This is a genomic window from Klebsiella sp. NPDC088457, assembly GCF_044900465.1.
Taxonomy (GTDB): Bacteria; Pseudomonadota; Gammaproteobacteria; order Enterobacterales; family Enterobacteriaceae; genus Klebsiella.
Genome location: NZ_JBJDNH010000032.1, coordinates 19719 through 44573 on the forward strand (window position 1 = coordinate 19719; position 24855 = coordinate 44573).

The following is a 24855-nucleotide window of genomic DNA, read 5'->3' on the forward strand; positions in this document are numbered from 1 at the left end:
TTGGACAGTATATTGCTGTATACCGATGACAATATCATCGGCCAATCAATACATCGCTACATGATTGATAACAATAAAAGTATTACCACTTTTCGTTATCAGGATATCACCCAGGGGGCACTCGCCCCCCTGCTCGGGATCGTTATTTTTAATGTCATTCATCAGGAGATGACGGCTGCTGAAACGCTGTCGTTACTCAACAAAATGCGCAGCTGTCTGCTGCGCTGTACCCGGCTGGTTCTGATGGTCAAAAGCGACATCGCCAGCCTGTGCCAGGAGCTGATTGATATAGACAATATATTGATTTTGACAGAAAAATCATCACTTAGTGATTTTTATCGCGTCGCCAGCACACCGGCCGACGAGCGCGGTTTGGCGGTACAGAAAAAACTCTCCGCCCGGGAACGCCAGGTTCTGCAACTGACGGTGGCTGGCCATAACAACAAAAGAATCGCCGCGCTGCTGGACATTGATCATAAAACGGTTCATAGCCATCGAATCCATATCATGAAAAAGCTCGGTATCGACAATTCGAGGGCCATGCATAACAGCATCGTCAACCTCTATCAATGCTAAAACGTCGTGAGTATAAAAACGCAACAGACCGCCAATCAAAATCGGGGAATTAATTGAAAACTTACTTTTAATAAACATTCCCAACTGCAGAAAGGTCACTTATAATCATTTTACCCTGCATCGATAGTACGTAAAACTCCTGACACGAGAAAATGGACGCTAATATATTTTCCGACTATAAGTTATCCCGTAGCGATATCTCTGTGCGTTACGTTTTCCAAAAAATGTTTTCGCCGCAAGGCACGCTGGTCGCCGTGGAGTGTTTGAGTCGCTTCGACTGTATTCCCGTGGCCCCGGAATTTTTCTTTCGCCATGCCAGTGCAGCACTACGTGAAAGTATATTCATGGAACAACTGGCGTTGATTGAAAAGCATAAAACGTGGTTTATTAATAACGGTATCTCTGCCACCATTAACGTTGATGACCATATTCTCAGCATTCTACATCAGCCTCAAATAGAAAAGTACATTGCGCGTCTTGGCTGTGTGCATTTTGAGGTCACGGAAAATGCCAACAACCTGCTCAATAATGCACTCGCCAACTGGCATAACCCGCAAACCTCAACGTTATGGCTCGATGACTTCGGTTCAGGCTATGCCGGAATCAATGCTATCCGCGGATATCATTTTGACTATGTTAAAATTGATAAAGATTTTTTCTGGCATTTAATGCAGAAAGAATCGGGGCGTCCATTAATGGATGCGCTGGTAACCTTCCTCGCTCGTAATAATCATCATGTCATTATTGAAGGCGTAGAAAGTGAAGCGCATAAAAACTGGCTGCAGGGAATGGAGTGGTTTGCCGTTCAGGGTCACTACTGGAAAGAGGTCAGCATTGAACAGCTGGTCCAGGAAAATATCACCGCATAAAAATGCCGGAGCAATCCGGTATTTTTATGCTCTACAATACCGTCCGTTAGTTATAGACTAATTCCCAGGTTGCCCAGCTGGTCAGCGGCCCGCTTGTCGCTTTTTCCGGCGTCGGGGTGACGTAACCGATATAATAGGTAAATACGCCGCCATTGACCGCATTTTCCATAATCGACACCTGGTTTTGCTCCGGGTCGGCGGGGACAATTTTATTACGCTTATCCAACGTATTATTATCATTCGTCGACAATGCCAGGTAGATATTGCGCGCGCCGTCCGGCAGGGTGTTCGCCAGATAGCCCGCGTCTTCGTTGCCGACGTCATTGCGCGTAAATCCAGCAACCCAACGCACATTTACCGAGCGAATGGCATTTTTATCCGCCGCGCCGCCATCATGACGTAACTGGCAATTCGATAACTCCAGCGTAAAAGGCTGCGGCTTCATAAAGGCGCCGGCCCCGCGATCGTGAACCTCAGCCAGACTCACAGGCGCCAGCCAGACATTGCCGCTCCCGGCATTATTGCCGCCGTTAAGCGCTACGCTACAGGAGATATCCGTCACCTTGCCAACAAACTCGACCCGCCCGTGTTCATCGTTGGTCATAAAACCATACGCCGATGAGGCGGCAAGCATCCCGCTTGCCACGGCCAGCGTGATGATCCGTTTGCCGTTGGTGCCACGTCCATATTCCTTCATGCCCGCCTCCCGCATTAATCGTATGTCAGGTTAAAGATCATGTGCGATTCCACCTCGCCGGTACTGGTGGTCGGCAGATACTGGTAAAAACGCGCATGATAGGGTTGCGTAAAGTAGCGCGTCTCCTGAGAACGCAAGGTGCCGACACTGTACTTTTTGTTAAATTCCAGCGGCACGCCATCCTTCAGCACCTGAATCCCGACCCCTTTGGCGGCGGAGCTACCGGTTTTTTCATTGAGCAATGCCCCCTGCTTAACCGTCGTGCTGGTTGCCAGGGTTCCGGAAAAAGAGGTCTGGATATTGGCATATCCCGACTCGCTCAACCCGCCGCTACACTGCAGCTCAATATTGAAATCGCGCCCGCCAGCGGTCGTTCCGACGCCTTGCAGATCGCTGCGTTTAATACTGCCGACATCAACATTCATATTCTTGCCGCTCAGCACCGTACAGGAAGGGGAGACGATGGTGATCGCATTCGCGCTCAGGTAGGTTTCCAGAATCGGGTTATTCCCCCTTTCCCAGTCATAGGAGGTATATTTTCCCGCTGCCAGGGTACCGCTTCCGGTAACCGCCGCGGTTTTGATCAGCTCAAGGGTAAAGCGCGAGCCTTCCAGAGAGTAGTTGGTCCCTCTGCCGCCGTTCGATGTGAAGGTCCCGGGATAGATAATATTGACCGTGGCGCCGCCGCGGCTAAAACGCATGCCAATCCCCGGAACGTTCGTTGAATAGACCTTGTTTCCCAGATCCTGGACGCCGGCGGCAACAATATCGGCTTTAAAGGTGTTGGTGTTAGTGCAGTAATAGCTGACGCCGTTGCCTGCTGGCATGGTCCAGTCCTGGCTGGCGATAACCGCGCCTACCGGCAGATCCGGCGACACAACCACGCGCCCCATCGTCATATCCAGCTTAACCGTGCTGGCCGCTCTCCGCGTGCAGTCCGCCCAGGCCGTGGAGGTTCCCAGGGCCAGCAGGCCAACCGCCATCATCAGTCGTTTACTCAGCGACATACCGTTTCCTTTGTTTTTACCTGACCCAGATCCACCGTACACTGTCCGCCGCTCCACTTAACGGTCGCGCGCTGAACGCTGGCGTCACTGATAAACATCATGCTGCCCTGGCCGACCACGCCAATATCTTTTCCTGACGGATCCAGGATAGTGGCGGCGAACGGCAGCGGCTGGCTATTTGCCTGGCGCGCCTGAAGGGTGCGCGTGTTCTGCACCGTCGTGCCAAACGACACCTTCACCACGCTGCCTTCCCACGGCACGACCTGCGCCACGGTCCGTTCGAAGGCGATATCATCCTGGCTACCTTTCGGGTCGATCTCGACGGCGTTAATCCGGTAAGGACGCAGGTACGGCAAAATCGCGTAGCCGTTGCTGTCGACACGGGTTCCCGGTGAGCCCGGCAGCATTGCGCCCGCGGCATCTTTGGCTTCGATAAGCGCCATGGTATTGCCGCTTTCCGGCGAGAACACGACGCCGTGGCGGTGGGCAATCAGCGTACCGCTGGCCCCCAGACCACTCTGGCGATAGCCTTCCCCCTGGCTATAGCTGCCGTTGAGCGTGGTCCATGGCGTACGATAGCTGCCGTTGAGCGCGACATCATGCTGGCCGCCGCTGGCGGTGGTGGTCGAAATGCCGTAGTTGAGGTTGTTTTCGCTATCCAGCGAGCCGTTGACCCCAATCTGCGAACTGCCAAAGTGCGAGTTGCTAAACGAGGTGTTTGAGGTCAGGTTGGCGGTGCGGTTCTCCCCGAACCACAGCGGATAGCTGAAGTTCAGCGAAACGCGGTCGTCACGGCGGTGGCCGGAGTTATCCGGCGTGTAGACGCGCTGCGCGCCCACGGACCACGAGAGACGACCGTACATGTTGTTATAGTTGAGCTGATACTGCTTCTCCGTACCAGAACGGTTCCAGTAATCCGCGACGCTGCCGCTAAGATAAAAGCCGCCCCAGCCGTCCGGCAGGTTCTGGTTGACGGTGAAGGTCATGCCGTTTTTCTGCCGCCACAGGGTGTAGTTGCTGTTGCGGTTTTTCTCCTGATCGACGGCGTACAGCGCGTCGTTCAGGTTGTAATAGCCTTTGGTGGAGTAGCGGTACGCCGCCAGCACGATGCTGGTCTGGGTTTCGGTAAACATCCGGTTAAAGGTGGCGCGGTAGCTCTGCCCCTTCTCATCGAGGGTGTCGCTCTTCAGCCGCGACTGGGTGATATCCAGAGACAGCGCGCCAATACCGGTATTCATCCCGGTCCCCAGCAGAAACGCCTGGTAATCATCAAAGCCCGTCACCCCGGTATAGCCGGTAAACAGGTTATTGAGACCATGCTGCCAGGTGGCCTGATACAGCATCGGCTTATGACGTAGCGAGCTGTCATCGACCTTACCGGCCGACAGGGCATAGCGGGTCATCCCCGGGCGCAGCAGCTGCGCGACCGAAGCATAAGGCACGCTGAAGACCTGCACCGAACCATCGGCCTCTTTAACCGAAACTTCCAGATCGCTGCCGTAGCCGGACGGGTAAACATCCTGCAACGTAAACGGCCCCGGCGGAACCGAAGTCTGATAAATAATATTGTTTCCCTGACGCACCGTCACCAGGGCATTGCTCTGCGCCACGCCGCGAATTTCCGGAGCATAGGAACGCATCCCGTCCGGGAACATATTGTCGTCGGTCGCCAGGTTTATCCCCCGCAGGCCAATGGTGTCGAAGAATTCACCGTTGGTAAAAATCTGCCCACCGCTGACAATCGAGTTCATTTGCGGGATCGGCCGCTGAAGGTAGGTCTGGTTGCTGTTCCAGTGCGCTTTCCCCTGCTGCTGCTGCCAGTTGAGGTTGCCGATATGCTTGAGCAGCCAGCCGTCCCACGACAGACCGGCATTCACCCCGAGATAGGCGCTGCTGTTATCCGAACCATTCGCGGCAGAGGTGTGGCTGGTCCAGGTGTTCGCCATCCAGCCCAGATTCAGCGCGGCGATGCCTTTATCCCAGAACTCCGGGCTGACAAAGTTTTTCAGGCGCTGATCTTCATAGATTTGCGGAACGGAGATTTCCAGCCGCAGGGAGGACTGAATCAGATTGTCTTTCACCGCGTCGTCATGATGCCACGCCTTCAGACGCCCGCAGTAGCCTTCCTGCTGGCTCAGCTGCGGGTTGAGCTTTTCCGCGGCAATACCATAGCGTTCGAGCATTTCACGGGTGTAGCAGATCCCCATGTTGCCATCTTTGTCACGGGTGACGTTCAGTTCATAGCGCCCTTTCCACTCGTTGTTGGTATACACATCGAGCGAATAGGTCCCTTCCGCGATCGCGCTGGCGGAGAAGCGAGACAGATCGACCTTTTCCCGGCTGCCAACGATGAAACCATCGTTAAACTGGTATACCGTTCCCGGGCTTTCCTGTCCGCTGGAAAATGGCGGAAAGCAGAACAGCGCCAGCGCGATCGCTGTGCTTAATCTTCCCGGGCAGATGGACCTCTGCTTCATGATCGTTTCCCTTATTTAACGGCTACTTTCACTGCCACATCTGCGCCATAGTCATTGATATTGTTGATAGTCAGGGTCTCACCCCGGTTCACTGCTGAAGAGAGGGCGACGGTCTGACTGGACTGCGGAGCAAGCATCACCGTTTTGCTGTTCAGGGCCTTACCGCCATCGCGGGAAATACGGCTGACGGTGAGATAAAATGGCGTGGGGTTGGTGACCGACAGGCTGCTGCCATTGGCGGCCAGCGCTAATTGTTCCGGCGCAGCGTCACGGTTGCCCAATCCGCTCGGGCGGTAGATAAACTTAAACCGCGAGCGAATCGCCAGCTGCAGGATGTTTTGACCTTCATTTTTCTGATTGGCGACCACCGGGGGGATTTCCAGAAGATTCAGCCACCACAGCGTCTCTTTATTTTGCGCCAGCCCGCCGGCGCTCCCCAGTTTAATACGTAAGGTCTGCCCGCTTTTCGCATCAACCCGGGAAATCGGGGGAGTAATAATAAATGGGGTGGTAATGGTATCCGGCGTAGCGTCGGCATTACCATTATCCAGCCAGGCCTGCGCCAGCGCCGGACGGTCGGCGGTATTAGAAAGCTGTACCGTTATTTCTTTTTCATTTCCTGGATAAATAAAGCGGGTGCCATTGACGATAATATTGTTGGCATGGGCCGCAAAACTAAAAATGAAATAGAAAAAAAGGACAATATGCTTCATGCTGACCTCAAAAGAAAAAAATAAGCGGCAGCCGTTGCCGCTTTATCATTGTTTTAAACCGCCTGGGATAAAGGCGGTTTTATTTTCAGACGCGAATTACTGGTAAGTAATTTCGTAGGTCGCGTAGCTGTTAACCACACCGGTCGTGACGGTATCCGGGGTATTGGTCGCGTAACCGACGAAGTAAGTGAAGCGCGCGCCATCCTGAACGGCGGAAGCATCGCCAGTTGCTTTAGGCTGAGTGCTGTCGCCCGGGATGATTTTGTTAGTCAGGTTGGTGGCATCATCAGTAGACAGAACCAGCTGGATGTTCTGTGCGCCAGCGGCTTCGGTGTTAGCCAGATAGCCAACCTGCTTGCCCGCAGCGCCGGCCAGCAGGTTACCACCGGTCCAGTTCACGCCCAGTTTGCTCACGTCATCCTGTTTGGTGCCGTCGGCTGCCTGGCAGTTGGAGACATCGATGGTGAACGATTTCGGTTTCAGATAGGTGTCTGCGGCGGCCGCTTTCACTTCGGTCAGCGTAACCGGAGACAGGTATACGTTAGCATCGCTGCCCTGGCCGTTGACGGAAACAGTACAAGATACGTCGGTAACTTTACCGAAGAAATTAACCTGGCCACCGCCAACGGTAGTATCAGCAGCGTTTGCCGCAGTCATACCGAAAAATGCCGTTGCCATCGCTGCAGAGAGAAGAACCTTTTTCATTGCCATTTCCTTGTCAGAGTGAGTTTTATATCAATAAACCAACAGTAAACCTGCACAAAAGTCAGAAGCGTTATGCGATGCTCACTTGTGCAACTGTGAATAGAAACTTCGACTGACCGGGAGCCGCAATATTTAAGGCGTCAGGACGCGAACTCCGTTTAAAGAATTCGTTAATGCTGTCGGCGTCAAAGAATGCTATTTTTCGCCGACAAATATACATTTGCTTATAACTTGTTACATCGCACCATTGATAATTTTTGACTATCAATAAATAAAAAAACAATAGACAAAAACGAATATTAAGTTATTTACATCAGAGGGGAGAAGGCGCAAAGGATATATCGAGGAGGGAAACATCATGGCAAAAAAGCTATTCCATGACGATAGCGAACAATCTGAATAATACGGCGGCCCGGGTTACTGAAATAGCAAAGCGCAGCCCAATAAAACATTCTCCCGCAGGCACTGTCGCCTGCGGCTCAGCCATTAAACGGCCACATTAGAGCGTCACCTGGAAATGCTCGCACAGCGCCAGCCTGCCTGTTCGGGTGATATTCACCTCCCGAAACCCCGGGATCAGGGTGAACCAGCCTTTGTGCTGACCATGGCGCAGCAGTCCCGCCCCTACCGCCCCGCCGGAATGAAAGCGCCGCTCGCTCCAGTCCAGGCAGGCGCAGCATACTCTGCGCCGGGTGCCGATCGGCACGGCGATCCCCAGGCGAGCAAAATGCGCCTCCCCCGCCGCCGTCAGCGCGTTGCCGTCCGGCGAGATCCACGCTTCACGCAATAAGAAATCATAGATACCCACCGCCACTTCGCCGGCGAGGTGGTCGTAACAGGTCCGTGCCGTTCGCAGATTGACCGGGGTCCGGGTGGTCAGCACAATGGCGCTTTTCCCGGCCATCGTCATCATATTTTCCAGCAAACCGGCGACGTCGGCTCCCGCCAGGCGGTAATAACGATGCCGCCCCTGCGCCAGGCACACCAGCAGGCGGCTGCTGACCAGACGACTGAGATGGGCGCTGGCGGTCGAGGCGGAAACCTCCGCCGCTGTCGCCAGCTCCGTGGCGGTCCATGCCCGGCCGTCCATTAATGCACAGAGCATTTTCGCCCGCGAGGCGTCCGCCATGGCGGAAGCCACCGTCGTGATGGCGACGGCCAACGACTCATCATTAACAATAACGTCAGCAGGTTTTAACATAGCGCCTCACAAAGTGGTGGCCCAGCAACGCGTCGCGTCCTGCGCCAGCGGAAAATTATCGGTCACCAGTATCAGACGATTGGCATGGTCGCTGTACTGGGTCAGGATATTGACCCCCTGCTCCGCCAGCGCATGGGCGATAGCGCCCAGTTCGCCGGGCTGCTCCTGTCTCAGCTTGCGGATAAGCGGCGGATAAACGCCCACCACCGGGATCCCCGCCAGCTCCAGCACCGTTCTGGCCCGCTCCCCTTCCGCGACCAGAAAATGGGCGTGGCATTGATTGCCAAGGGTGAAGACCCCGCCGCCCTCCAGCCCGACGCCGTTTTTCCCCAGCGTCTGCCCCAGCAACGCCAGCTGCCCGGGCCGATTCGGCAGGATCACATGAATATCATACATCGCCGCGTCCCTCCCGCTTTTCTACGCCATATGCGCGAATAACCTGCGCAATATGAATCTGGTAAGCGGAAAAAATAGTCGCTCTTCCCTCCGCCTGCGCCGCCTGGTGGCAAAGATTCCTTTTCCATGCCAGCACCGCTTCTTCGTCCCGCCACCAGGAGAGTGAGAGGATTTTCCCCGGCGTCGTCAGGCTCTGAAAGCGTTCGATGCTGATAAAGCCGTCAATAGTCACGAGCAGCGGCTTAAGCTCCGCCGCAAGATTCAGATAACGTGCCTGCTTTGCCGGAGTCACCTCGGCTTCAAAGAGTACCGCAATCATCGTGTCGTCCTTTCTCATGCAATGGTGACGCCACGGTATCGCGAAGTGTTAGCCCGATGCTTCGCCAGTAAACGAAGTATGCCTCCCCGCCATCAGCGGCAAAAAACCGCCAGGACATTCACCAAAACCATGCGTCACCATGGCGCTTAAAAAAAATTAACAGCCGTGCCACATTTTTTTGCTCAACGAGACGGTGAAGAAACTCGACTAACAATATGTTTCTATTAAATAAATAATTTAAACCCCTACTCTGCCTTCATCTTGCTGCCATAAAAGTGTGATCTAAATCGCACTTTTTGCAACGCCCGTTATAGTTAGCAAGCTTATTATAAACCCATCGAAAGCACAGCGCTTTCCACCTAAAAAGTTAAAAGGAAAAACACCATGAAAAACGTAAAATTACTTGCCGCTGCCGGTATGCTATCCCTGGTTTCTTTCGCCAGCTTCGCTCAACACCCGGTCAGCGTCACCGCTGATACCCTGGACAGCGCGGAAGCAAAAATCGCCACCATCGCTAAAGATCAGGGCGCGTCTTACCACATTACCGAAGCCTATACCGGTAACCAGGTGCATATGACCGCCGAGCTGTCTAAATAAGAGAATGGTTGCAGAGGGAGCTGCCGGACAGGCCGCCTGACGGCGGCTCGTCTCGCTCCCACAGCTGATCAACACACAGCAATGTCGAGCCCCTTATGGGGCTTTTTTTGTTAATGCGCGCTGAATCAACAGCACGCTTAGCAGGACCACCATCAACCCCACCAGCGCCAGTCCCTGAATCTTCTGCCCGAGAAAAATCCAGCCCAGCAGGACCGCGGTCACCGGGCTTAGCAGGCTCAATGCCGACACCGCCGCCGAGGGAAGGCGGCTAATCCCGCGAAACCACAGCCCGTACGCCAGCATAGCGCCGGCTACGCAGAGCCACAGATAGCCGGCGATCTGCGTCAACGTCAGCGATGGTAATGGCGGATCGACCCACCATGCCACCGGCGCCAGTACCACCCCGCCAATCAGTAATTGCCAGCCCGTCAGCGCCATCACCGGCAGCGCTATCGCCCAACGACGAGACAGCCAGGTTCCCAGCGCCATGCTGACCGCCCCCAAAAATGCCGCGCCAATCCCCAGCGCATCCAGCACCGTATGCGGCGAAAGCAGCAGCAAAGCCATCCCCATGATGCCGCTGAGCGCCGGGAGCACCGCCGTCCACGGCGAACGCTGTCTGTCCACGCACCAGGCCAGCAGCATCACCAGCAGCGGCTGTATCGCCCCAATGACCGCCGCCAGGCCGCCGGGTAAACGATAGGCCGCAATAAACAGCAGCGCCTGAAAGGCGCCAATATTCAGCACCCCGGTGACCGCCAGCTTCCACCATTCATTGCGCAGCGGAAAGCGACGGCACCAGATTAACAGGGCGATCCCCGCCGGCAGCACCCGCAGCAGCGCCGCGATAAACGGCCGGTCGGGTGGCAAAAACTGCGAGGTTACCATGTAGGTGGTCCCCCAGATGGCCGGGGCCAACGCGGTCAACAGTAAATCGACACCGGGAGAGCGTGAGAGAAAGGCCATGATTTTATCTTCATATCAAGGTAATTTAGTAACTCAAGTATGTATCGATAAATATCTTGATATCAAGATAAGTGAGCACAATTGGACAAATCACCTCAGGCCGATGCCGTAGATCGCATTCTGGAACAGTGGAAACGGGAACGTCCGGATCTGGATTGTAGCCCGATGGGCCCCCTGGGGCGTCTGAAGCGCTGCGCCATGCTGCTGGAGCCGCGTATCGAAGCGGCGTTTACGGCTCACGATCTGGTGCGCTGGGAATTTGACATGCTGGCCACCCTACGCCGCTCCGGATCACCGTTTATTCTCTCGCCGACCCGGCTTTTTTCCACGCTGATGATCACCTCAGGCACCATGACGCACCGCCTGAAAGCGCTGGAAAAACGTGGATTTATCACCCGGCTGCCCGATCCGGGCGATGCGCGCAGTCTGCTGGTCGCCCTGACGGCGGAAGGACGCGAGCGGATTGATAAGGCCGTGGAAACCCACGTAGAAAACGAACGCCAGCTGCTGGCGGGGCTATCAGCGGAACAGCGCCAGCAGCTGGATCGGGCGCTGGCGGTCTTTATGCGCCTGCTGGAAGCGGACTAGCAGCCGGCGGCGATATAGTCGCCGTTGGCGCTCATCGGGATCACCGTCAGAAACAGCACGCAGGCAAATAAAATGAGGATCGCCCCGCCGGCAATTTTCACCGCCGGCACCAGCCATTTCAGGCGGCGGTCCCGAACGGCAAACAGGCTGACCGCACGCTCGCGGGCGTAGCGCACCGCCAGAGACAGAGCGAGAATCGATAACGCCGTTCCCAGCGACATGGTCATCACCGCGGCGATTCCCCAGCTGACAATCCCCAGCGCATTGGAAAACAGCAGGATCATCATCGCGCCGCTGCAGGGTCTGGCCCCTATCGCCAGCGCCACGCCGAGCCGGGTTTTCCAGTCAACGTGCGCCAGTTCGCGCCCGACGCCATGGTGCCCGCAGCCGCAGCGGTCAGGATGGTCATGGAGCGGAGCCAGCGAACCGCTGACCATTCTTCGCGGCCGCAGGCTTTTCAGCGTTTGATAAATCACATATGCGCCAAAGGCGCCTACCATCAGCGCGCTGATTTTCTCAACGTACCAACGGCTGGTGCTGAGATCGCCGGACGCCAGATTCAATCCGACCGCCAGAATAAAGACAAACAGGATGGCGCTTACCCCCTGCAGCAGACTACCCACAAACGGCACCACTCGTGCCGCCAGCAGACTCTCCTGATGGGTGCTGAGATAGGTGGTAACGATGAATTTTCCATGTCCTGGCCCAATGGCATGCAGTACGCCATACAGAAACGCTCCGCCCAGCAGCCAGATACCGCCGCTATATTGCTGGTTATTAAGCTGTAAAAGATACATCACCAGATAGCGGTGGAGCGTGATCTGAGTAGCCAGGCACCACTGAAGAAAAGTCCCCCAGTGCGCATGGAGCGCCAACCCGGCCCAGAGCAGCGCCAGCACAGGCAACCCCAGCGACAGCAGGCGCCGGTCACGAGTGAGAATGCGAGTTGTCATCATTTTTTGCCATTATGTGAACCTGAATCGCCCCCCGGCAGGGAGGGGATCTGCCCTGCCGGCACGCTGAAAAACGCAGATATTGCGAGTTACCATGCCCGCGAATACGCATACCATCTGCCCATTCTAGCGTGAGACGCTTGTGGAATCTCATAACGCGGCTGAGCAGCCATGAACGCCGCCTCCATAAAGAAGCGTTTCCCTTCTTCCCGATGGTTAACGTTTATGCCAAGTATACTCAGCTGATGGAAATCGAATGAAAAAAATCGATATCGATCTTTCGCGTTTCCGGGGGCTGATGCCGCAATTTACCGACCCTGCCGACAGCTGGCCATACAAATGTCGGCATTGGGCAGTATCCATCTGCTGACCTGCACGCTGATCTATTTAGCGGTTGGCTACGGTTCAAAAAGGCTATTAGCGACCCGCCCGCAGGCGGCAAGAAGGGTCAGTATGGCGTCCGGGGCCATTATGGTGGCAATAGCGCTCCTGCTCTTCTACAGCCGGCAGGGATAATGCCGCCAGCGAATCCGCACAAATATATCACCGCCTGCGTTAAACTATTTGAGCCCTGTATACAGAGGTCCGGCGCCGTAAAAAGCTATTTTTTCGGCGAGCGCTTAGGATCTATTCCACGTGTAAAATGCAGGTTGTCAAAAATGCAGCAAAGCAAGCTCCTGACAACTCCAATAACCACTGATAAAAAACCATCAGGTACCATTAAAGCTATTTAAAAATAATAAGATACATTCACCACCTGCAACAACATACTCCAAAAGACTCCAAAAAAAACTGTTTTCCCTCTCCCCTACGCCTTCATGAGGTCCTGAAATTCACTCACGGCTCTCTTCGTCAATTAAGCTATACAGGGTATCATTCATATCACCAGGCTTATTATTGCTATTCTCTGACATAATTTTGCAGTATGGTTTAATTGCCGTTGTAGTGATGCAGTGAATGCTATCCAGACTGTCATATCGTTCTTCGAGCTCTGCGAAGCATCTTGCGCAATATTCACCGGAAGCGGAAACCAGGATTCTCCTGTGTGAGTAATGACGGTGAGTCTCCGGGTGTTTAATTATTACCATACTATCCACACACTCATGCAATCTGCGCTGAGGCAGCAAGGGAGAATCAAAATGTTACTGATCCATCTCCGGCAGCGAGGGAACCTCGTCATCGGGAGTTCTCCGTACCGCGCGACTTGAATAATGGTGTGTCTATCCGTCGGGTTATCGCCAGACCGATAGCCTGTGCCTCTGTATTTCCGGAGCGCATAACCACGAGGAATGAAGGATGAGGAAGATGTGGCCCCCTCCAGAAAATGTAGCATTTACTAACAAAAATCCATTTGACTCAGAATGTTACGTGAAGTGCCTCGCTCCCACCGGCGGAGGTACTTCATGATTCAACTCCATAGCGCCATTCTCACAACCCGGTTCGGCATGATATATGCTGGAGAACTTTATACGTTATAAAAAGCACCTGATACTATGGCAAAAAATAAACGATTACAAATGCAATCGGACGATAACGCTGGCCTGACGAAGACTGACAGAATGTAATATATGCCTGCACAGAAAAGGGAATATAATGAAGAATAACGCCGATATCAAAAAAAGGAACTTCCTCACTCAAAATGAGATTGAGTCACTTCTTAAAGCAGCCAACACAGGGACGCATGCCGCACGTAACTATTGCCTGACATTACTCTGTTTTATTCATGGATTTCGCGCCAGTGAAATTTGTCGCCTGCAAATTTCTGATATTGATTTACGCTCTAAGTGTATTTACATCCATCGGCTTAAAAAAGGATTCTCGACCACTCACCCGTTACTCAATAAAGAGATTCAGGCGCTCAAAACCTGGTTAGATATCCGTGCGGCATATCCGCATGCTGACAGCGAATGGTTGTTTTTATCCCGCAAAGGCAATCCGCTTTCCCGTCAGCAGTTTTATCAAATTATTTCGTCCTCCGGCGGCAACGCCGGGCTAACGATTGAAATTCACCCGCATATGCTGCGCCATTCCTGCGGGTTCGCTCTGGCTAATATGGGGATCGACACCCGGCTTATCCAGGACTACCTCGGACACCGCAATATCCGCCATACCGTCTGGTATACCGCCAGCAACGCAGGCCGTTTTTACGGAATCTGGGACAACGCGAAAGAGAAACAGCGGAACCACATTTTGCAATAATGGCGTCTGGCAACGACAGGCTGCGACGTTTAACGCCATGGATGGCGTTAAAGTGAACAGCGGCCGCTGAAAACATTAATAAATATTAACCATACGGTGATTATGATTATTGTTCCTGCAAGTTCTTAATTCATTCTCACTGCCGCTACCGCCGATATCCTTGTAAATAATCTGGGTTTCAATTCGCTATTTATTGTCAGGTAAAACCATTCAGCATTATATTTTTCGTCTAAAGTGGCGCCACCATTCACTTTTCCCCCTGCAATTTGATATACCTGGCAATAAGCACGAATGGCGCTATTGTGATATGACATAAAATCTATAAAAATAAGAATTATCGTCTGGCGATATTTTAACTATGTGTAAATGTAATGTGACCATCTATTTTTACCGTGCCAACACCATGGCAACGTGAAGGATGAACGGTATATATACCTTCATATAATACGCCTTTAACATCGCGGATTATTTTTTAACCGTCCTGATAACGTCTTCAGGAGGGCACCTTCGTTCAACTTTATTTCAGGAGCAATGTATTGTGAATCGACGTCGTTTTCTTACCGCCAAAGAAGTGCAGGCCATGATGCTGGCGGCACGACAGGGGCCGACCGGCGAACGGGACTACTGTCTGATCCTGCTGGCGTTTCGGCACGGGATGCGCATCAGCGAGCTGCTCGATCTGCACTACCGGGATCTTGACCTCAACGAGGGCCGAATCAACGTTCGACGCTTAAAGAATGGCTTTTCCACCATCCACCCGCTGCGATTTGATGAGCTGGAAGCAATCGCCCGCTGGACTCAGGTCCGTGCCGGCTGGAAGGCCGCGCAACAAACCAACGCCATTTTTATCTCACGCCGCGGAACCCAGCTTTCCCGCCAGCAGGCGTATCGCATTATTCGCAGCGCCGGCGAAGTCGCCGGAACCGCCACCCATACTCACCCCCATATGCTGCGCCACGCCTGCGGGTATGAACTCGCGGAAAGAGGCACAGATACACGTTTGATTCAGGATTACCTTGGTCATCGTAATATTCGGCATACCGTGCGCTATACCGCCAGCAATGCCGCGCGTTTCGCCGGATTATGGGAAAGAAATAACCTGCTGGAAGAAAATTCGCACGGACAAAAGAAATGATATATTTATTTGATAAACAAGGATAATTTTAGAAGTGAACAAGTCAATTGGGGCCAAACTGTTTATATCATAAAAATGTTTTGCAATCTTTTGCAACTGGCAAGTGCATATATTTCCACAAATTAAATTTATCTACCTGATTATTAACATATTTTACCTTTAATAAACTTTACTTATCTTTCCATCCTTTCCGCTGACCTGCAATATCATCCGCGCTGACCTCGCCCGCTTCCCCCGACTCTCCCCGGCAACACCACAGAATATAAACCCAAAAAATAAAATAAATCAGCTCAATAAACCAAAATATTATTACAAAAACAGGAAAATAAGAACTTTATCTCAATGAGTCAAAATGGCCCCAATTGACTCATCAGTTGGGCGAAAACTGCGCAGAGCCGGCAGTCGGACCATTCGGCTGAAATAGGGAATGCCTGGAAGGCACAACGACTGCCAATTTCGGTTCGTAATATCGACATTGTTTAAAGGAAAACAACATGAAAATCAAAACACTGGCAATCGTTGTTCTGTCAGCCCTGTCCCTGAGTTCCGCAGCGGCCCTGGCTGATACCACCACGGTAAACGGCGGTACAGTGCACTTTAAAGGGGAAGTGGTCAACGCAGCCTGTGCAGTAGATGCCGGCTCTATCGATCAGACCGTTCAACTGGGCCAGGTGCGTTCAGCGAAACTCGCCACCGCAGGCAGCACCAGCTCTGCCGTTGGTTTCAACATCCAGCTGGATGATTGCGACACCACCGTGGCAACCAAAGCCTCTGTTGCCTTCTCCGGTACTGCGGTAGATAGCACCAACACCACCGTACTGGCGCTGCAAAACTCCGCAGCGGGCGGCGCGACGAACGTTGGCGTACAGATCCTCGACAAAACCGGTACCGCTCTGGGTCTGGACGGCGCGACGTTCAGCGCGGCAACCACGCTGAACGATGGCACTAACATCATTCCTTTCCAGGCGCGTTACTACGCGACCGGCGCGGCCACTGCTGGTACCGCTAACGCCGACGCGACCTTCAAAGTTCAGTACGAATAATTGACACATCAGGCAGGGATGCACTTCGGGCCAGGATGGCCCGTTATCCACTACGGAACTGGGGTGATAACGATGCAAGGAATGAAATCAGGTCTGTTGATATTTTTGCTACCGCCGCTCGCGCTTGCCGGAAACCAGTGGAATGTGACGCTACCCGGCGGAAACATGCGCTTTCAGGGCGTCATCATTGCCGAATCCTGCCGCGTTGAAGCAGGTGACCAGCAGTTGACGGTCAATATGGGGCAGATCAGCAGCAATCGTTTTCATGCAGCAGGGGAAGATACAGACCCTGTTCCTTTCGATATTCATCTCCAGGAGTGCAGCACCGCCGTCAGCCAACGCGTGGGCGTGGCGTTTCACGGCGTGGCCGATGGCAAAAATCCGGACGTGCTTTCGGTTGGCGAAGGTCCTGGCATCGCGACCGGTATCGGCGTCGCGCTGTTTGATAAAGAAGATCGCCTGATTCCGCTTAATAGCCCACCGGGCGTCTGGTCGCGGCTGTATACGGGGCCGACCACGCTCCATTTTGTCGCCAAATATCGGGCGACCGGGCATCAGGTTACCGGCGGAGCCGCAAATGCTCAGGCCTGGTTTTCTCTGACCTATCAGTAATTAACCAGCGGACATACCGGATGCAGGAAACAACGGTGAGTATAAAAGGGGAAAACGTGAGAACAACACTGGGGATGACGCGCTGTTTACTGGCGGGATTATTGATGATAGTCACCACCGGTTTCACCGCCCGTGCCGAAGCCGGCGTGGCGCTCGGTGCGACCCGGGTTATTTATCCGGCCGGACAAAAGCAGGTCCAGCTGGCGGTAACCAACAATGATGACAATAGCACCTATCTGATTCAGTCATGGGTGGAAAACGCCGACGGTCAGAAAGACGGACGCTTTGTCATTACCCCGCCGCTGTTCGCGATGCAGGGGAAAAAAGAGAATACCTTGCGCATTATCGATGCCACCAACAATCAGCTGCCGCAGGATCGGGAAAGCCTGTTCTGGATGAACGTAAAGGCCATCCCATCAATGGACAAATCAAAGCTCAGTGACAACACCTTGCAGCTGGCGATTATCAGCCGCATCAAGCTCTACTATCGCCCGGCCAAACTCGCCCTGTCGCCGGATCAGGCGGCGGAAAAGCTGACGTTTCGCCGCAGCGCGGGCACCCTCACGCTGATAAATCCGACGCCCTACTATCTGACGGTCACCGAACTGAATGCCGGCACCCGGGTGCTGGAAAATGCGCTGGTCCCCCCCATGGGCGAAGCCTCGGTGAAATTACCGTCCGACGCCGGTCGTGATATCACCTGGCGGACGATTAACGACTATGGCGCACTGACCCCTCGGATGAAGAGCACACTGCAATAGTCACGGGGAAACCAGCGTTATCCCCTGAAAGATAAAAAGAACTGACAGCCGGGCGACTTCGGACCGGAGGGACTATGTCACATCTGAAATATGGACTGGACCGCTTGGGCATCCGGCGTGCGCGGCGCGACGGCGCGGGATCGGCTGGCGTATTTGCCCCGCTTCCTTTTGCCCTTTTGCTTGCTTTGCAGGCCTTTTCCGCGCAGGCGGAACTCTATTTTAACCCGCGCTTTCTCGCCGACGATCCGGCCGCGGTAGCGGATCTGTCGGGGTTCGAAAAGGGGCAGGAGGTGCCGCCGGGCACCTATCGCGTGGATATCTATCTGAATAACGGCTTTATGACCACCCGCGATGTCACCTTTAAGGGCGCGGAGAATCATCATGGCCTGGCTCCCTGCCTGACCCGCGCGCAGCTTGTCAGCATGGGGGTCAATAGCGCTGCCGTAGCGGGAATGGATGCCCTGGCCGCCGATGCCTGCGTCCCGCTGACGGAGATGATCGAGGACGCCACCAGCCGTTTCGACGTGGGCCAGCAGCGCCTGTATCTCACCGTTCCCCAGGCTTTTATGGGCAATCGCGCGCGCGGGTATATTCCCCCGGAATTGTGGGATGACGGCATTACCGCCGGGCTGCTGAACTACAACTTCACCGGCAACAACGTGCATAACGACATTGGCGGCAGCAGCAGCTACGCCTGGCTAAATCTGCAAAGCGGCCTGAATATCGGCGCCTGGCGCCTGCGCGATAACACCACCTGGAGCTATAGCAGCGGCGGCAGTTCGTCGAGAAACGAGAATAAATGGCAGCATGTGAACAGCTGGCTGGAGCGGGACATCGTCCCTTTACGCTCACGCATGACGCTGGGCGACAGCTACACCAACGGCGATGTCTTCGACGGCATTAACTTCCGTGGCGCCCAGCTGGCCTCCGATGACAATATGCTGCCGGACAGCCAGAAGGGCTTCGCCCCGGTGATCCACGGCATTGCCCGCGGTACGGCGCAGGTGTCGATTAAACAAAACGGCTATGAGATCTATCAGAGCACCGTTCCCCCGGGGGCGTTCACCATTGACGACCTGTATGCCGCAGGCAACGGCGGCGACCTGCAGGTGACGGTGAAAGAAGCCGATGGCACCCGCCAGGTCTTTACCGTGCCGTGGTCCACGGTGCCGGTGCTGCAGCGTGAAGGTCATACCCGCTATGCCCTGACGGCGGGCGAATACCGCAGCGGTAACGGCCAACAGGAAAAACCCAAATTCGTCCAGGGCACGCTGCTGCACGGGCTACCGGAGGGCTGGACGCTATACGGCGGCACCCAGCTGGCAGACCGCTACCGGGCGTTTAACCTCGGGGTGGGTAAAAACATGGGGGAATTCGGCGCCGTGTCGCTGGACGTCACCCAGGCCAACGCCACGCTGCCAGACAACAGCGAGCACCAGGGACAATCGCTGCGTTTTCTCTACAACAAATCGCTCAATGAAGTGGGTACCAATATCCAGCTGGTCGGCTATCGCTACTCCACGCGCGGCTATTACAGCTTCGCCGATACCACCTACCGGCGGATGAGCGGCTATGACGTAGAGACTCAGGACGGCGTGATTCAGGTGAAGCCGAAGTTCACCGATTATTACAACCTCGCCTACAGCAAACGCGGCAAGGTACAGGTCAGCGTGACCCAGCAGCTCGGGCGGACCGCCACGCTCTACTTAAGCGGCAGCCACCAAAGCTACTGGGGTACCGACAAAGCCGATGAACAATTACAGGCCGGACTTAACGCCGCCGTTGACGACATCAACTGGACGCTGAGCTATAGCGTGAACAAAAACGCCTGGCAGGACGGGCGCGATCAGATGCTGGCGGTCAACGTCAATATTCCGTTCAGCCACTGGATGCGTTCCGACAGCAAATCGGTCTGGCGACATGCCAGCGCCAGCTACAGCATGTCGCACGATCTCGACGGCCGGATGAGTAACCTTGCCGGGCTGTACGGCACGCTGCTGGAGGACAATAACCTGAGCTACAGCGTGCAGACCGGCTATGCTGGCGGCGGCAACGGCAGCAGCGGCGGCACCGGATACGCGGCGCTGAATTATCGCGGCGGTTACGGCAACGCCAACGTCGGCTACAGCCGCAGCGATGGCCTGAAGCAGCTGTACTACGGCGTCAGCGGCGGCGTGCTCGCCCATAGTAACGGGGTCACCCTCAGCCAGCCGCTGAACGACACGGTGGTGCTGATCAAAGCCCCGGGGGCCGATAGCGTGAAGGTCGAAAACCAGACCGGGGTGCGTACCGACTGGCGCGGATATGCGGTACTGCCTTACGCCACCGAATATCGCGAAAACCGGGTGGCGCTGGACACCAATACCCTGGCGGACAACGTCGATCTTGATGAGGCGGTGGTCAGCGTGGTACCGACGCACGGCGCCATCGTGCGCGCTGATTTCAAAGCGCACGTGGGGATGAAACTGCTGATGACCCTGACCCGCAACGGCAAGCCGATCCCCTTCGGCGCCATGGTGACGTCAACGAGTAACCAGAACGGCAGCATTGTGGCGGATAACGGCCAGGTCTATCTCAGCGGGATGCCGCTGGCCGGCCGGGTGCAGGTGACGTGGGGAGAAGGGCCTGACGCCCGCTGCGTGGCCGACTATCGCCTGCCGCCAGAGAGCCAGCAGCAGGCGCTGAGCCAGCTGTCGGCCGTGTGTCGCTAAGGAAGGAATGATGATGACAAAATCACTGTATCTGCTGGCGGCCGTGCTGTCGCTGGCCATCGCCAACGCGTGCGCGGCGGACAGCACCATCTCCATTAGCGGCTATGTCCGGGATAACGCCTGCGCGGTAGCGGGAGAGTCGAAAGATTTTACCGTCGATCTGATGGATAACGCCGCCAAACAGTTCAATACCATCGGCGCCACCACTCCCGTGGTGCCGTTTCGCATCGTCCTGTCGCCCTGCGGCACCTCGGTCACTGCGGTCAAAGTCGGTTTTACCGGCGTGGCGGATAGCAACAACGCCAGCCTGTTAAAGCTCGATAGCGGCGCCTCGGCGGCGGCGGGCATGGGGGTGCAAATTCTGGATAGTCAGCAGAGTATGCTGCCGCTGAACGCCGCCTCGCCAACCATCGCCTGGACCACCCTATCGCCCGGGCAAACCAATATCCTGAACTTTTATGCCCGTCTGATGGCTACCCAGGTACCGGTCACCGCCGGGCACGTCAACGCGACAGCGACATTCACGCTGGAATTTCAATAACCGGAGGCTGAGATGAAATGGACTCACCCAGGATGGCTTCTGGCGAGCGTGCTGGCCCTGGCCTCCTTCCCGCAGCAGGCGGCCGATATCACCATCACCGTAAACGGCAAGGTGGTCGCCAAACCGTGCACGGTTTCCACCACCAATGCCACCGTCGATCTCGGCGATCTCTACACCTTCAGTCTGGTTTCGCCAGGTTCCGCCTCGGCCTGGCACAGCGTAGCGCTCGATCTGAGCAACTGCCCGATCGGCACCTCGCGAGTCACCGCCAGCTTTAGCGGCACCGCGGACGCCACCGGGTATTACAAAAACCAGGGGACCGCGGGCAATATTCAGCTGGAATTGCAGGATGACGGCGGCACCACGTTGAATAATGGGGCGAAGAAATCGGTGCAGGTGGATGATGCGACGCAGTCCGCCCATTTCCCGCTGCAGGTCAGAGCGCTGACGGTCAACGGCGGCGCCACCCAGGGGACCCTTCAGGCGGTGATTAACGTCACCTACACCTACGCCTGAAACAGGAGAGTAAGTTGATGAAAAAAGTGATCACCCTGTTAACCACGCTGCTGCTGATGAGCTGGTCGCTCAATGCCTGGTCCTTCGCCTGTAAAACCGCCTCCGGAGCAACGATTCCCATCGGCGGCGGCAGCGCCAACGTCTACGTCAACCTGACGCCCGCGGTCAACGTCGGGCAGAATCTGGTGGTCGATCTGTCGACGCAGATCTTCTGCCATAACGATTACCCGGAGACCATTACCGACTACGTGACCCTGCAGCGCGGCTCGGCCTACGGCGGCGTGCTGTCGAACTTTTCCGGCACCGTAAAATACAACGGTTCCTCATATCCTTTTCCCACCACCACGGAAACCGCCCGCGTCATTTATGACTCGAAAACCGATAAGCCATGGCCGACCCTGCTCTACCTGACGCCGGTCAGCACCGCTGGCGGGGTGGCGATTTCCGCCGGATCATTAATCGCCGTGCTTATTCTCCGGCAGACCAACAACAAAGACGGCGACGACTTTCAGTTCGTGTGGAACATTTACGCGAATAATGATGTGGTGGTGCCGACCGGCGGCTGTGATGTTTCGGCCCGCGATGTCACGGTGACCTTACCGGATTACCCGGGTTCGATGGCCGTGCCGGTCACGGTGCACTGCGCGCAAAATCAGAACCTTGGTTATTATCTCTCGGGCACCACCGCCGATACCGCCAACTCGGTTTTCAGCAATACCGCGTCCTCCTCGCCGGCGCAGGGGATTGGCGTGCAGATGACGCGTAACGGCGGCATCGTGCCCGCCAACACCACGGTCACTCTCGGCACGGTCGGCACCTCGCCGGTGAACCTCGGTTTAACCGCCACCTACGCGCGAACCAGCGGTCAGGTGACGGCGGGCAACGTGCAGTCCATTATTGGAGTGACGTTTGTCTATCAATAATGCCGGCCCGGCGCCGGACGCGACGCAGGAGGACTACATTCTCTCCCCCTGCGCGATGGCCGCCGAGGGGCTCTCCTCGCTGATGAGCGGCGGCCCATATCGCCCCGCGCGCTTATCCCTCCGCCCCGACGATCGGCGCGGGATTGCCGACACGGCCAGGGTCAGACGCATTGTGGTGTTCCTGCCGGACGATCCCTTCTGGCTGCTGTTCACCCTGCGACAGGCGGCAGGACTACTGCAGCAGAGCCCCGCTCCGCTGCCGATGCTGATTCTCAGCCGCAGCCCGGCAAACTGGCTATGGCACACGCTGCTCTATCAGGTCACCCACCGCCGCCATCTCGGGGCGGTACGCGCGGTCGCCTCAGACCTGCCCTGCCGGCAGCTGGCAAGGCTGCTCAGGCACAATGCTTTGCCGGAGTATCCTCTACTGGAGCAACTGGCGTTTCAGGAGATGGCCGCCTGCGGCAAACCGGCGGCAGGCGTGAGTAAACCGGAGCTGGAGACCGCGCTGGGCTGGCTCGCCGGAGACAGCATCAATCACCAGGCGCAGCGGCGGGGGCTCAGCCACAAAACCCTCTATACCCAGAGAAGCTCAGGACTAAAAAAGATGCTGGAACATCATCCCCACCTGGCCGGCCGCTTTCCCGGCAGCCAGATAAAAGGGCCGAAGGCACGGATCTTCACCACGCTTTCGGCCTTTGAACGCGAGTTTGTCCATGCCATTCACTGCTGGCAAATCTTTCCGGTGTTCCAGCCGATTACCGACGGTCGTCTGATGTTGCAGGGTATCGAAGTACTCTCCCGCTGGCGACGCAATGGTGAGGTACTGCGTCCCTGCGAGTTTCTGCCGCAGATCAAAGCGGAATACGCCTGGCTGTTGTTAACCGCGTTTGTCCTGCAGGAGGCGGTACAACAGATTAACCAACACCCGGGCGACTACTATTTTGCCGTTAACGTCCCGCCGGAGATTGCCGGGAATGACAACATTATCCGCATGATGGAGACGGCGCGGCAGCAGCTGCTGGAGCCTGCGTGGGCGGACAGGCTGGTACTGGAATTTGCCGAAACTGTCGATCTTAACCGTCATGGCAAAATCGGTGAAAATATCACGCAATTACAGCAGCAGGGCTTTCGTATTATGCTCGACGACTGCTTTTCACAAAGCAGCGTGATGTTTCCGGTCAGATCGGTGCGCTTTAATGAGTACAAACTGGACATGAGCATCGTCAACGATCTGCAGAGCGACCCGCAGGCGCTGGCGCTGATCAAAAGCCTGATCTATTACTGCCAGCTTTCCGGCAGCCGCTGTATTGCCGAGGGGGTTGACAGCCTGGAGAAATTTAACCGGCTGAAGACGCTGGGCATCGATCGTTTTCAGGGCTACCTGATCTCCCCGCCGGTCAGCGGCGACAATCTGACGGCTCTTATCCAGCGTTTTTCACCCGGCCGTTACCCCACCAGCATTGCCGGATAATCGCTGTTTACTGAATAAGTGACCGCGCCATTCCCCAGCCGTAGGCCGGATGACGAAAGCGACAAAAGACATCGCACGCAGCGCCGTGCCCTGCGGCGACTGACGACGTATCGCGATGTTCGTCATCTCAGCCTCTGGCAGAAACGAGCCGCATCAGGAGTAAAGGACGGCAATGAGCGAGGCGCGAGCGTATTATCCTCATTACCCTGACTATTCTTTAGAGCCTATCCCTGTAGGCGTTATTATCGCAGGCCGTTTGACCACGGACAGCGCGGAGAAACCGAAGCGTACACGTAGTACGTGAGGGTTTCGAGCGCTGCGCAGCGTCAAAATGGCAAGTAAAATAGCCCTAATGGGATAGGCACTTAGTATTTCAGTCCGCGATAGCCTTGCGCATATTGATACCCGTGACCCCAAAACCGCTGGTCTCATAGATATGGCGGGCACGGGTATTATCTCCTGCAACACGCAGTCTGATCTCATTGACCCCCTTCTCCCGCAGATACGCTTCAAAAGCACGCAGAGCCTGTTTGCCAAGCCCCTGTCCCTGGCAGGCGTTGAAAATATGAAAATCATAGATAAAAACGCTACGCCTGGCCGCATCTGGTTTATACCACAGATAGCCTACATGCCTGTCAGACTCATCTAATTGCGCAACAAGAGACAGTAAAACTTGCCCATGCGTATTAACTCCCTCAGTAAGCGCTTCCGCTATTTCCTGCTTCGCTCTCGCGAGGGAATCACTGCGGGATAGTCCATAATTTGACGCGATCTCATCTGCGTAATCAGGAATAAAATATTCAAGATAAGCAGGGTACTCGTCTTCAGTCATTGAGTGAAACGAGATCATTTATTACTCCTTAGCGATAGTCCCTA

Annotated in this window: 25 protein-coding genes and 1 pseudogene; 15 read left to right on the plus strand and 11 right to left on the minus strand. The window is 55.2% G+C overall.

Annotated features, from left to right (window positions below; genetic code table 11):
• Together ACI2JR_RS19255 and ACI2JR_RS19260 are read left to right on the plus strand one after the other, a co-directional pair.
• Entirely contained in the window at positions 1-576 is a 576-nt protein-coding gene (locus tag ACI2JR_RS19255) for a helix-turn-helix transcriptional regulator (protein ID WP_132730552.1), read from the plus strand.
• A 152-nt stretch (positions 577-728) separates the two neighbouring features.
• Entirely contained in the window at positions 729-1445 is a 717-nt protein-coding gene (locus ACI2JR_RS19260; protein ID WP_132730553.1) for a cyclic-di-GMP phosphodiesterase MrkJ, read from the plus strand.
• 46 nt (positions 1446-1491) lie between these two features.
• Here ACI2JR_RS19260 and ACI2JR_RS19265 read toward each other — a convergent pair whose 3' ends face one another.
• The 8 genes from ACI2JR_RS19265 to ACI2JR_RS19300 form a co-directional block, all read right to left on the minus strand.
• Positions 1492-2142 carry a fimbrial protein gene (locus ACI2JR_RS19265; protein WP_132730554.1) on the minus strand — a complete coding sequence of 217 codons (651 nt, stop codon included), beginning with the start codon at positions 2140-2142 and terminating at the stop codon, positions 1492-1494.
• A gap of 14 nt (positions 2143-2156) precedes the next feature.
• Positions 2157-3149: a fimbrial protein gene (locus ACI2JR_RS19270; protein ID WP_132730555.1), complete on the minus strand. Its 993-nt coding sequence runs from the start codon at positions 3147-3149 to the stop codon at positions 2157-2159.
• The gene (locus tag ACI2JR_RS19275) at positions 3140-5626 is read right to left on the minus strand and encodes a fimbria/pilus outer membrane usher protein (protein WP_132730556.1); all 2487 of its coding nucleotides are present in this window, start codon (positions 5624-5626) and stop codon (positions 3140-3142) included. Before ACI2JR_RS19275 ends, ACI2JR_RS19270 begins: the two co-directional genes overlap by 10 nt.
• A gap of 11 nt (positions 5627-5637) precedes the next feature.
• Positions 5638-6339 carry a molecular chaperone gene (locus ACI2JR_RS19280; protein WP_462479232.1) on the minus strand — a complete coding sequence of 234 codons (702 nt, stop codon included), beginning with the start codon at positions 6337-6339 and terminating at the stop codon, positions 5638-5640.
• 96 nt (positions 6340-6435) lie between these two features.
• Positions 6436-7044 (minus strand): fimbrial protein, encoded by a 609-nt coding sequence (locus ACI2JR_RS19285; RefSeq protein ID WP_132730558.1) that lies wholly within the window; start codon positions 7042-7044, stop codon positions 6436-6438.
• 499 nt (positions 7045-7543) lie between these two features.
• Complete coding sequence (locus ACI2JR_RS19290; protein WP_462479233.1) at positions 7544-8245, minus strand: ArsR/SmtB family transcription factor; 702 nt, start codon at positions 8243-8245, stop codon at positions 7544-7546.
• Between the two features lie 6 nt (positions 8246-8251).
• On the minus strand, positions 8252-8641 hold the full coding sequence (locus tag ACI2JR_RS19295; RefSeq protein WP_132730560.1) for an amino acid-binding protein: 390 nt from the start codon (positions 8639-8641) through the stop codon (positions 8252-8254).
• The gene (locus tag ACI2JR_RS19300; RefSeq protein ID WP_462479234.1) at positions 8634-8960 is read right to left on the minus strand and encodes an antibiotic biosynthesis monooxygenase family protein; all 327 of its coding nucleotides are present in this window, start codon (positions 8958-8960) and stop codon (positions 8634-8636) included. Before ACI2JR_RS19300 ends, ACI2JR_RS19295 begins: the two co-directional genes overlap by 8 nt.
• 384 nt (positions 8961-9344) lie before the next feature.
• Between ACI2JR_RS19300 and ACI2JR_RS19305 the strand changes: the two genes are divergently transcribed.
• On the plus strand, positions 9345-9557 hold the full coding sequence (locus tag ACI2JR_RS19305) for a YdgH/BhsA/McbA-like domain containing protein (protein ID WP_015585822.1): 213 nt from the start codon (positions 9345-9347) through the stop codon (positions 9555-9557).
• A gap of 93 nt (positions 9558-9650) precedes the next feature.
• On the opposite strand, the gene ACI2JR_RS19310 is transcribed toward ACI2JR_RS19305, so the two are convergent.
• Complete coding sequence (locus ACI2JR_RS19310) at positions 9651-10523, minus strand: EamA family transporter (protein WP_132730562.1); 873 nt, start codon at positions 10521-10523, stop codon at positions 9651-9653.
• Between the two features lie 81 nt (positions 10524-10604).
• On the opposite strand from ACI2JR_RS19310, the gene ACI2JR_RS19315 reads away from it, so the two are divergent.
• Complete coding sequence (locus ACI2JR_RS19315) at positions 10605-11111, plus strand: MarR family winged helix-turn-helix transcriptional regulator (protein WP_132730563.1); 507 nt, start codon at positions 10605-10607, stop codon at positions 11109-11111.
• Here the strand turns inward: ACI2JR_RS19315 and ACI2JR_RS19320 are convergent.
• Positions 11108-12064, minus strand: coding sequence for a nickel/cobalt transporter (locus ACI2JR_RS19320; protein ID WP_132730609.1), 957 nt, complete (start codon positions 12062-12064; stop codon positions 11108-11110). The genes ACI2JR_RS19315 and ACI2JR_RS19320 overlap by 4 nt on opposite strands.
• A gap of 140 nt (positions 12065-12204) precedes the next feature.
• Here ACI2JR_RS19320 and ACI2JR_RS19325 point away from each other — a divergent pair.
• The 11 genes and pseudogenes from ACI2JR_RS19325 to ACI2JR_RS19375 all read left to right on the plus strand — a co-directional run.
• Positions 12205-12577: pseudogene (locus ACI2JR_RS19325) on the plus strand (hypothetical protein); the annotation flags it as partial.
• A 1080-nt stretch (positions 12578-13657) separates the two neighbouring features.
• A complete protein-coding gene (locus ACI2JR_RS19330) occupies positions 13658-14263 on the plus strand; it encodes a tyrosine-type DNA invertase (protein ID WP_132730564.1) in 606 nt (201 codons plus the stop codon).
• A 538-nt stretch (positions 14264-14801) separates the two neighbouring features.
• Positions 14802-15398: a type 1 fimbria switch DNA invertase FimE gene (fimE, locus tag ACI2JR_RS19335; protein ID WP_132730565.1), complete on the plus strand. Its 597-nt coding sequence runs from the start codon at positions 14802-14804 to the stop codon at positions 15396-15398.
• A gap of 494 nt (positions 15399-15892) precedes the next feature.
• Complete coding sequence (gene fimA, locus ACI2JR_RS19340) at positions 15893-16441, plus strand: type 1 fimbrial major subunit FimA (RefSeq protein ID WP_132730566.1); 549 nt, start codon at positions 15893-15895, stop codon at positions 16439-16441.
• Between the two features lie 72 nt (positions 16442-16513).
• Positions 16514-17053, plus strand: a complete 540-nt coding sequence (locus ACI2JR_RS19345) for a type 1 fimbrial minor subunit FimI (RefSeq protein ID WP_132730567.1) — start codon at positions 16514-16516, stop codon at positions 17051-17053.
• Positions 17054-17088: 35 nt separating this feature from the next.
• Complete coding sequence (locus ACI2JR_RS19350) at positions 17089-17814, plus strand: fimbria/pilus periplasmic chaperone (protein WP_132730568.1); 726 nt, start codon at positions 17089-17091, stop codon at positions 17812-17814.
• A 74-nt stretch (positions 17815-17888) separates the two neighbouring features.
• Positions 17889-20525: a fimbrial biogenesis usher protein gene (locus ACI2JR_RS19355; RefSeq protein WP_462479235.1), complete on the plus strand. Its 2637-nt coding sequence runs from the start codon at positions 17889-17891 to the stop codon at positions 20523-20525.
• A 13-nt stretch (positions 20526-20538) separates the two neighbouring features.
• Positions 20539-21066: a type 1 fimbrial adaptor subunit FimF gene (locus ACI2JR_RS19360; RefSeq protein WP_165905747.1), complete on the plus strand. Its 528-nt coding sequence runs from the start codon at positions 20539-20541 to the stop codon at positions 21064-21066.
• Between the two features lie 12 nt (positions 21067-21078).
• The gene (locus ACI2JR_RS19365; RefSeq protein ID WP_462479236.1) at positions 21079-21582 is read left to right on the plus strand and encodes a fimbrial protein; all 504 of its coding nucleotides are present in this window, start codon (positions 21079-21081) and stop codon (positions 21580-21582) included.
• Positions 21583-21599: 17 nt separating this feature from the next.
• Positions 21600-22505 (plus strand): fimbrial protein, encoded by a 906-nt coding sequence (locus ACI2JR_RS19370; protein WP_462479237.1) that lies wholly within the window; start codon positions 21600-21602, stop codon positions 22503-22505.
• 55 nt (positions 22506-22560) lie between these two features.
• Positions 22561-23979, plus strand: a complete 1419-nt coding sequence (locus tag ACI2JR_RS19375) for an EAL domain-containing protein (RefSeq protein ID WP_462479250.1) — start codon at positions 22561-22563, stop codon at positions 23977-23979.
• A 373-nt stretch (positions 23980-24352) separates the two neighbouring features.
• Here the strand turns inward: ACI2JR_RS19375 and ACI2JR_RS19380 are convergent, their stop codons facing one another.
• Entirely contained in the window at positions 24353-24829 is a 477-nt protein-coding gene (locus tag ACI2JR_RS19380; RefSeq protein WP_132730572.1) for a GNAT family N-acetyltransferase, read from the minus strand.
• Between the last annotated feature and the right edge of the window lie 26 nt (positions 24830-24855).

Coding starts and splice junctions, on each gene's coding strand:
- ACI2JR_RS19260 (WP_132730553.1), top strand. CDS start 729: ATGGACGCTAATATATTTTCCGACTATAAGTTATCCCGTAGCGATATC.
- ACI2JR_RS19265 (WP_132730554.1), bottom strand. CDS start 2,142: ATGAAGGAATATGGACGTGGCACCAACGGCAAACGGATCATCACGCTG.
- ACI2JR_RS19270 (WP_132730555.1), bottom strand. CDS start 3,149: ATGTCGCTGAGTAAACGACTGATGATGGCGGTTGGCCTGCTGGCCCTG.
- ACI2JR_RS19275 (WP_132730556.1), bottom strand. CDS start 5,626: ATGAAGCAGAGGTCCATCTGCCCGGGAAGATTAAGCACAGCGATCGCG.
- ACI2JR_RS19280 (WP_462479232.1), bottom strand. CDS start 6,339: ATGAAGCATATTGTCCTTTTTTTCTATTTCATTTTTAGTTTTGCGGCC.
- ACI2JR_RS19285 (WP_132730558.1), bottom strand. CDS start 7,044: ATGAAAAAGGTTCTTCTCTCTGCAGCGATGGCAACGGCATTTTTCGGT.
- ACI2JR_RS19290 (WP_462479233.1), bottom strand. CDS start 8,245: ATGTTAAAACCTGCTGACGTTATTGTTAATGATGAGTCGTTGGCCGTC.
- ACI2JR_RS19295 (WP_132730560.1), bottom strand. CDS start 8,641: ATGTATGATATTCATGTGATCCTGCCGAATCGGCCCGGGCAGCTGGCG.
- ACI2JR_RS19300 (WP_462479234.1), bottom strand. CDS start 8,960: ATGATTGCGGTACTCTTTGAAGCCGAGGTGACTCCGGCAAAGCAGGCA.
- ACI2JR_RS19305 (WP_015585822.1), top strand. CDS start 9,345: ATGAAAAACGTAAAATTACTTGCCGCTGCCGGTATGCTATCCCTGGTT.
- ACI2JR_RS19310 (WP_132730562.1), bottom strand. CDS start 10,523: ATGGCCTTTCTCTCACGCTCTCCCGGTGTCGATTTACTGTTGACCGCG.
- ACI2JR_RS19320 (WP_132730609.1), bottom strand. CDS start 12,064: ATGACAACTCGCATTCTCACTCGTGACCGGCGCCTGCTGTCGCTGGGG.
- ACI2JR_RS19330 (WP_132730564.1), top strand. CDS start 13,658: ATGAAGAATAACGCCGATATCAAAAAAAGGAACTTCCTCACTCAAAAT.
- fimA (WP_132730566.1), top strand. CDS start 15,893: ATGAAAATCAAAACACTGGCAATCGTTGTTCTGTCAGCCCTGTCCCTG.
- ACI2JR_RS19345 (WP_132730567.1), top strand. CDS start 16,514: ATGCAAGGAATGAAATCAGGTCTGTTGATATTTTTGCTACCGCCGCTC.
- ACI2JR_RS19355 (WP_462479235.1), top strand. CDS start 17,889: ATGTCACATCTGAAATATGGACTGGACCGCTTGGGCATCCGGCGTGCG.
- ACI2JR_RS19360 (WP_165905747.1), top strand. CDS start 20,539: ATGACAAAATCACTGTATCTGCTGGCGGCCGTGCTGTCGCTGGCCATC.
- ACI2JR_RS19365 (WP_462479236.1), top strand. CDS start 21,079: ATGAAATGGACTCACCCAGGATGGCTTCTGGCGAGCGTGCTGGCCCTG.
- ACI2JR_RS19370 (WP_462479237.1), top strand. CDS start 21,600: ATGAAAAAAGTGATCACCCTGTTAACCACGCTGCTGCTGATGAGCTGG.
- ACI2JR_RS19375 (WP_462479250.1), top strand. CDS start 22,561: ATGGCCGCCGAGGGGCTCTCCTCGCTGATGAGCGGCGGCCCATATCGC.
- ACI2JR_RS19380 (WP_132730572.1), bottom strand. CDS start 24,829: ATGATCTCGTTTCACTCAATGACTGAAGACGAGTACCCTGCTTATCTT.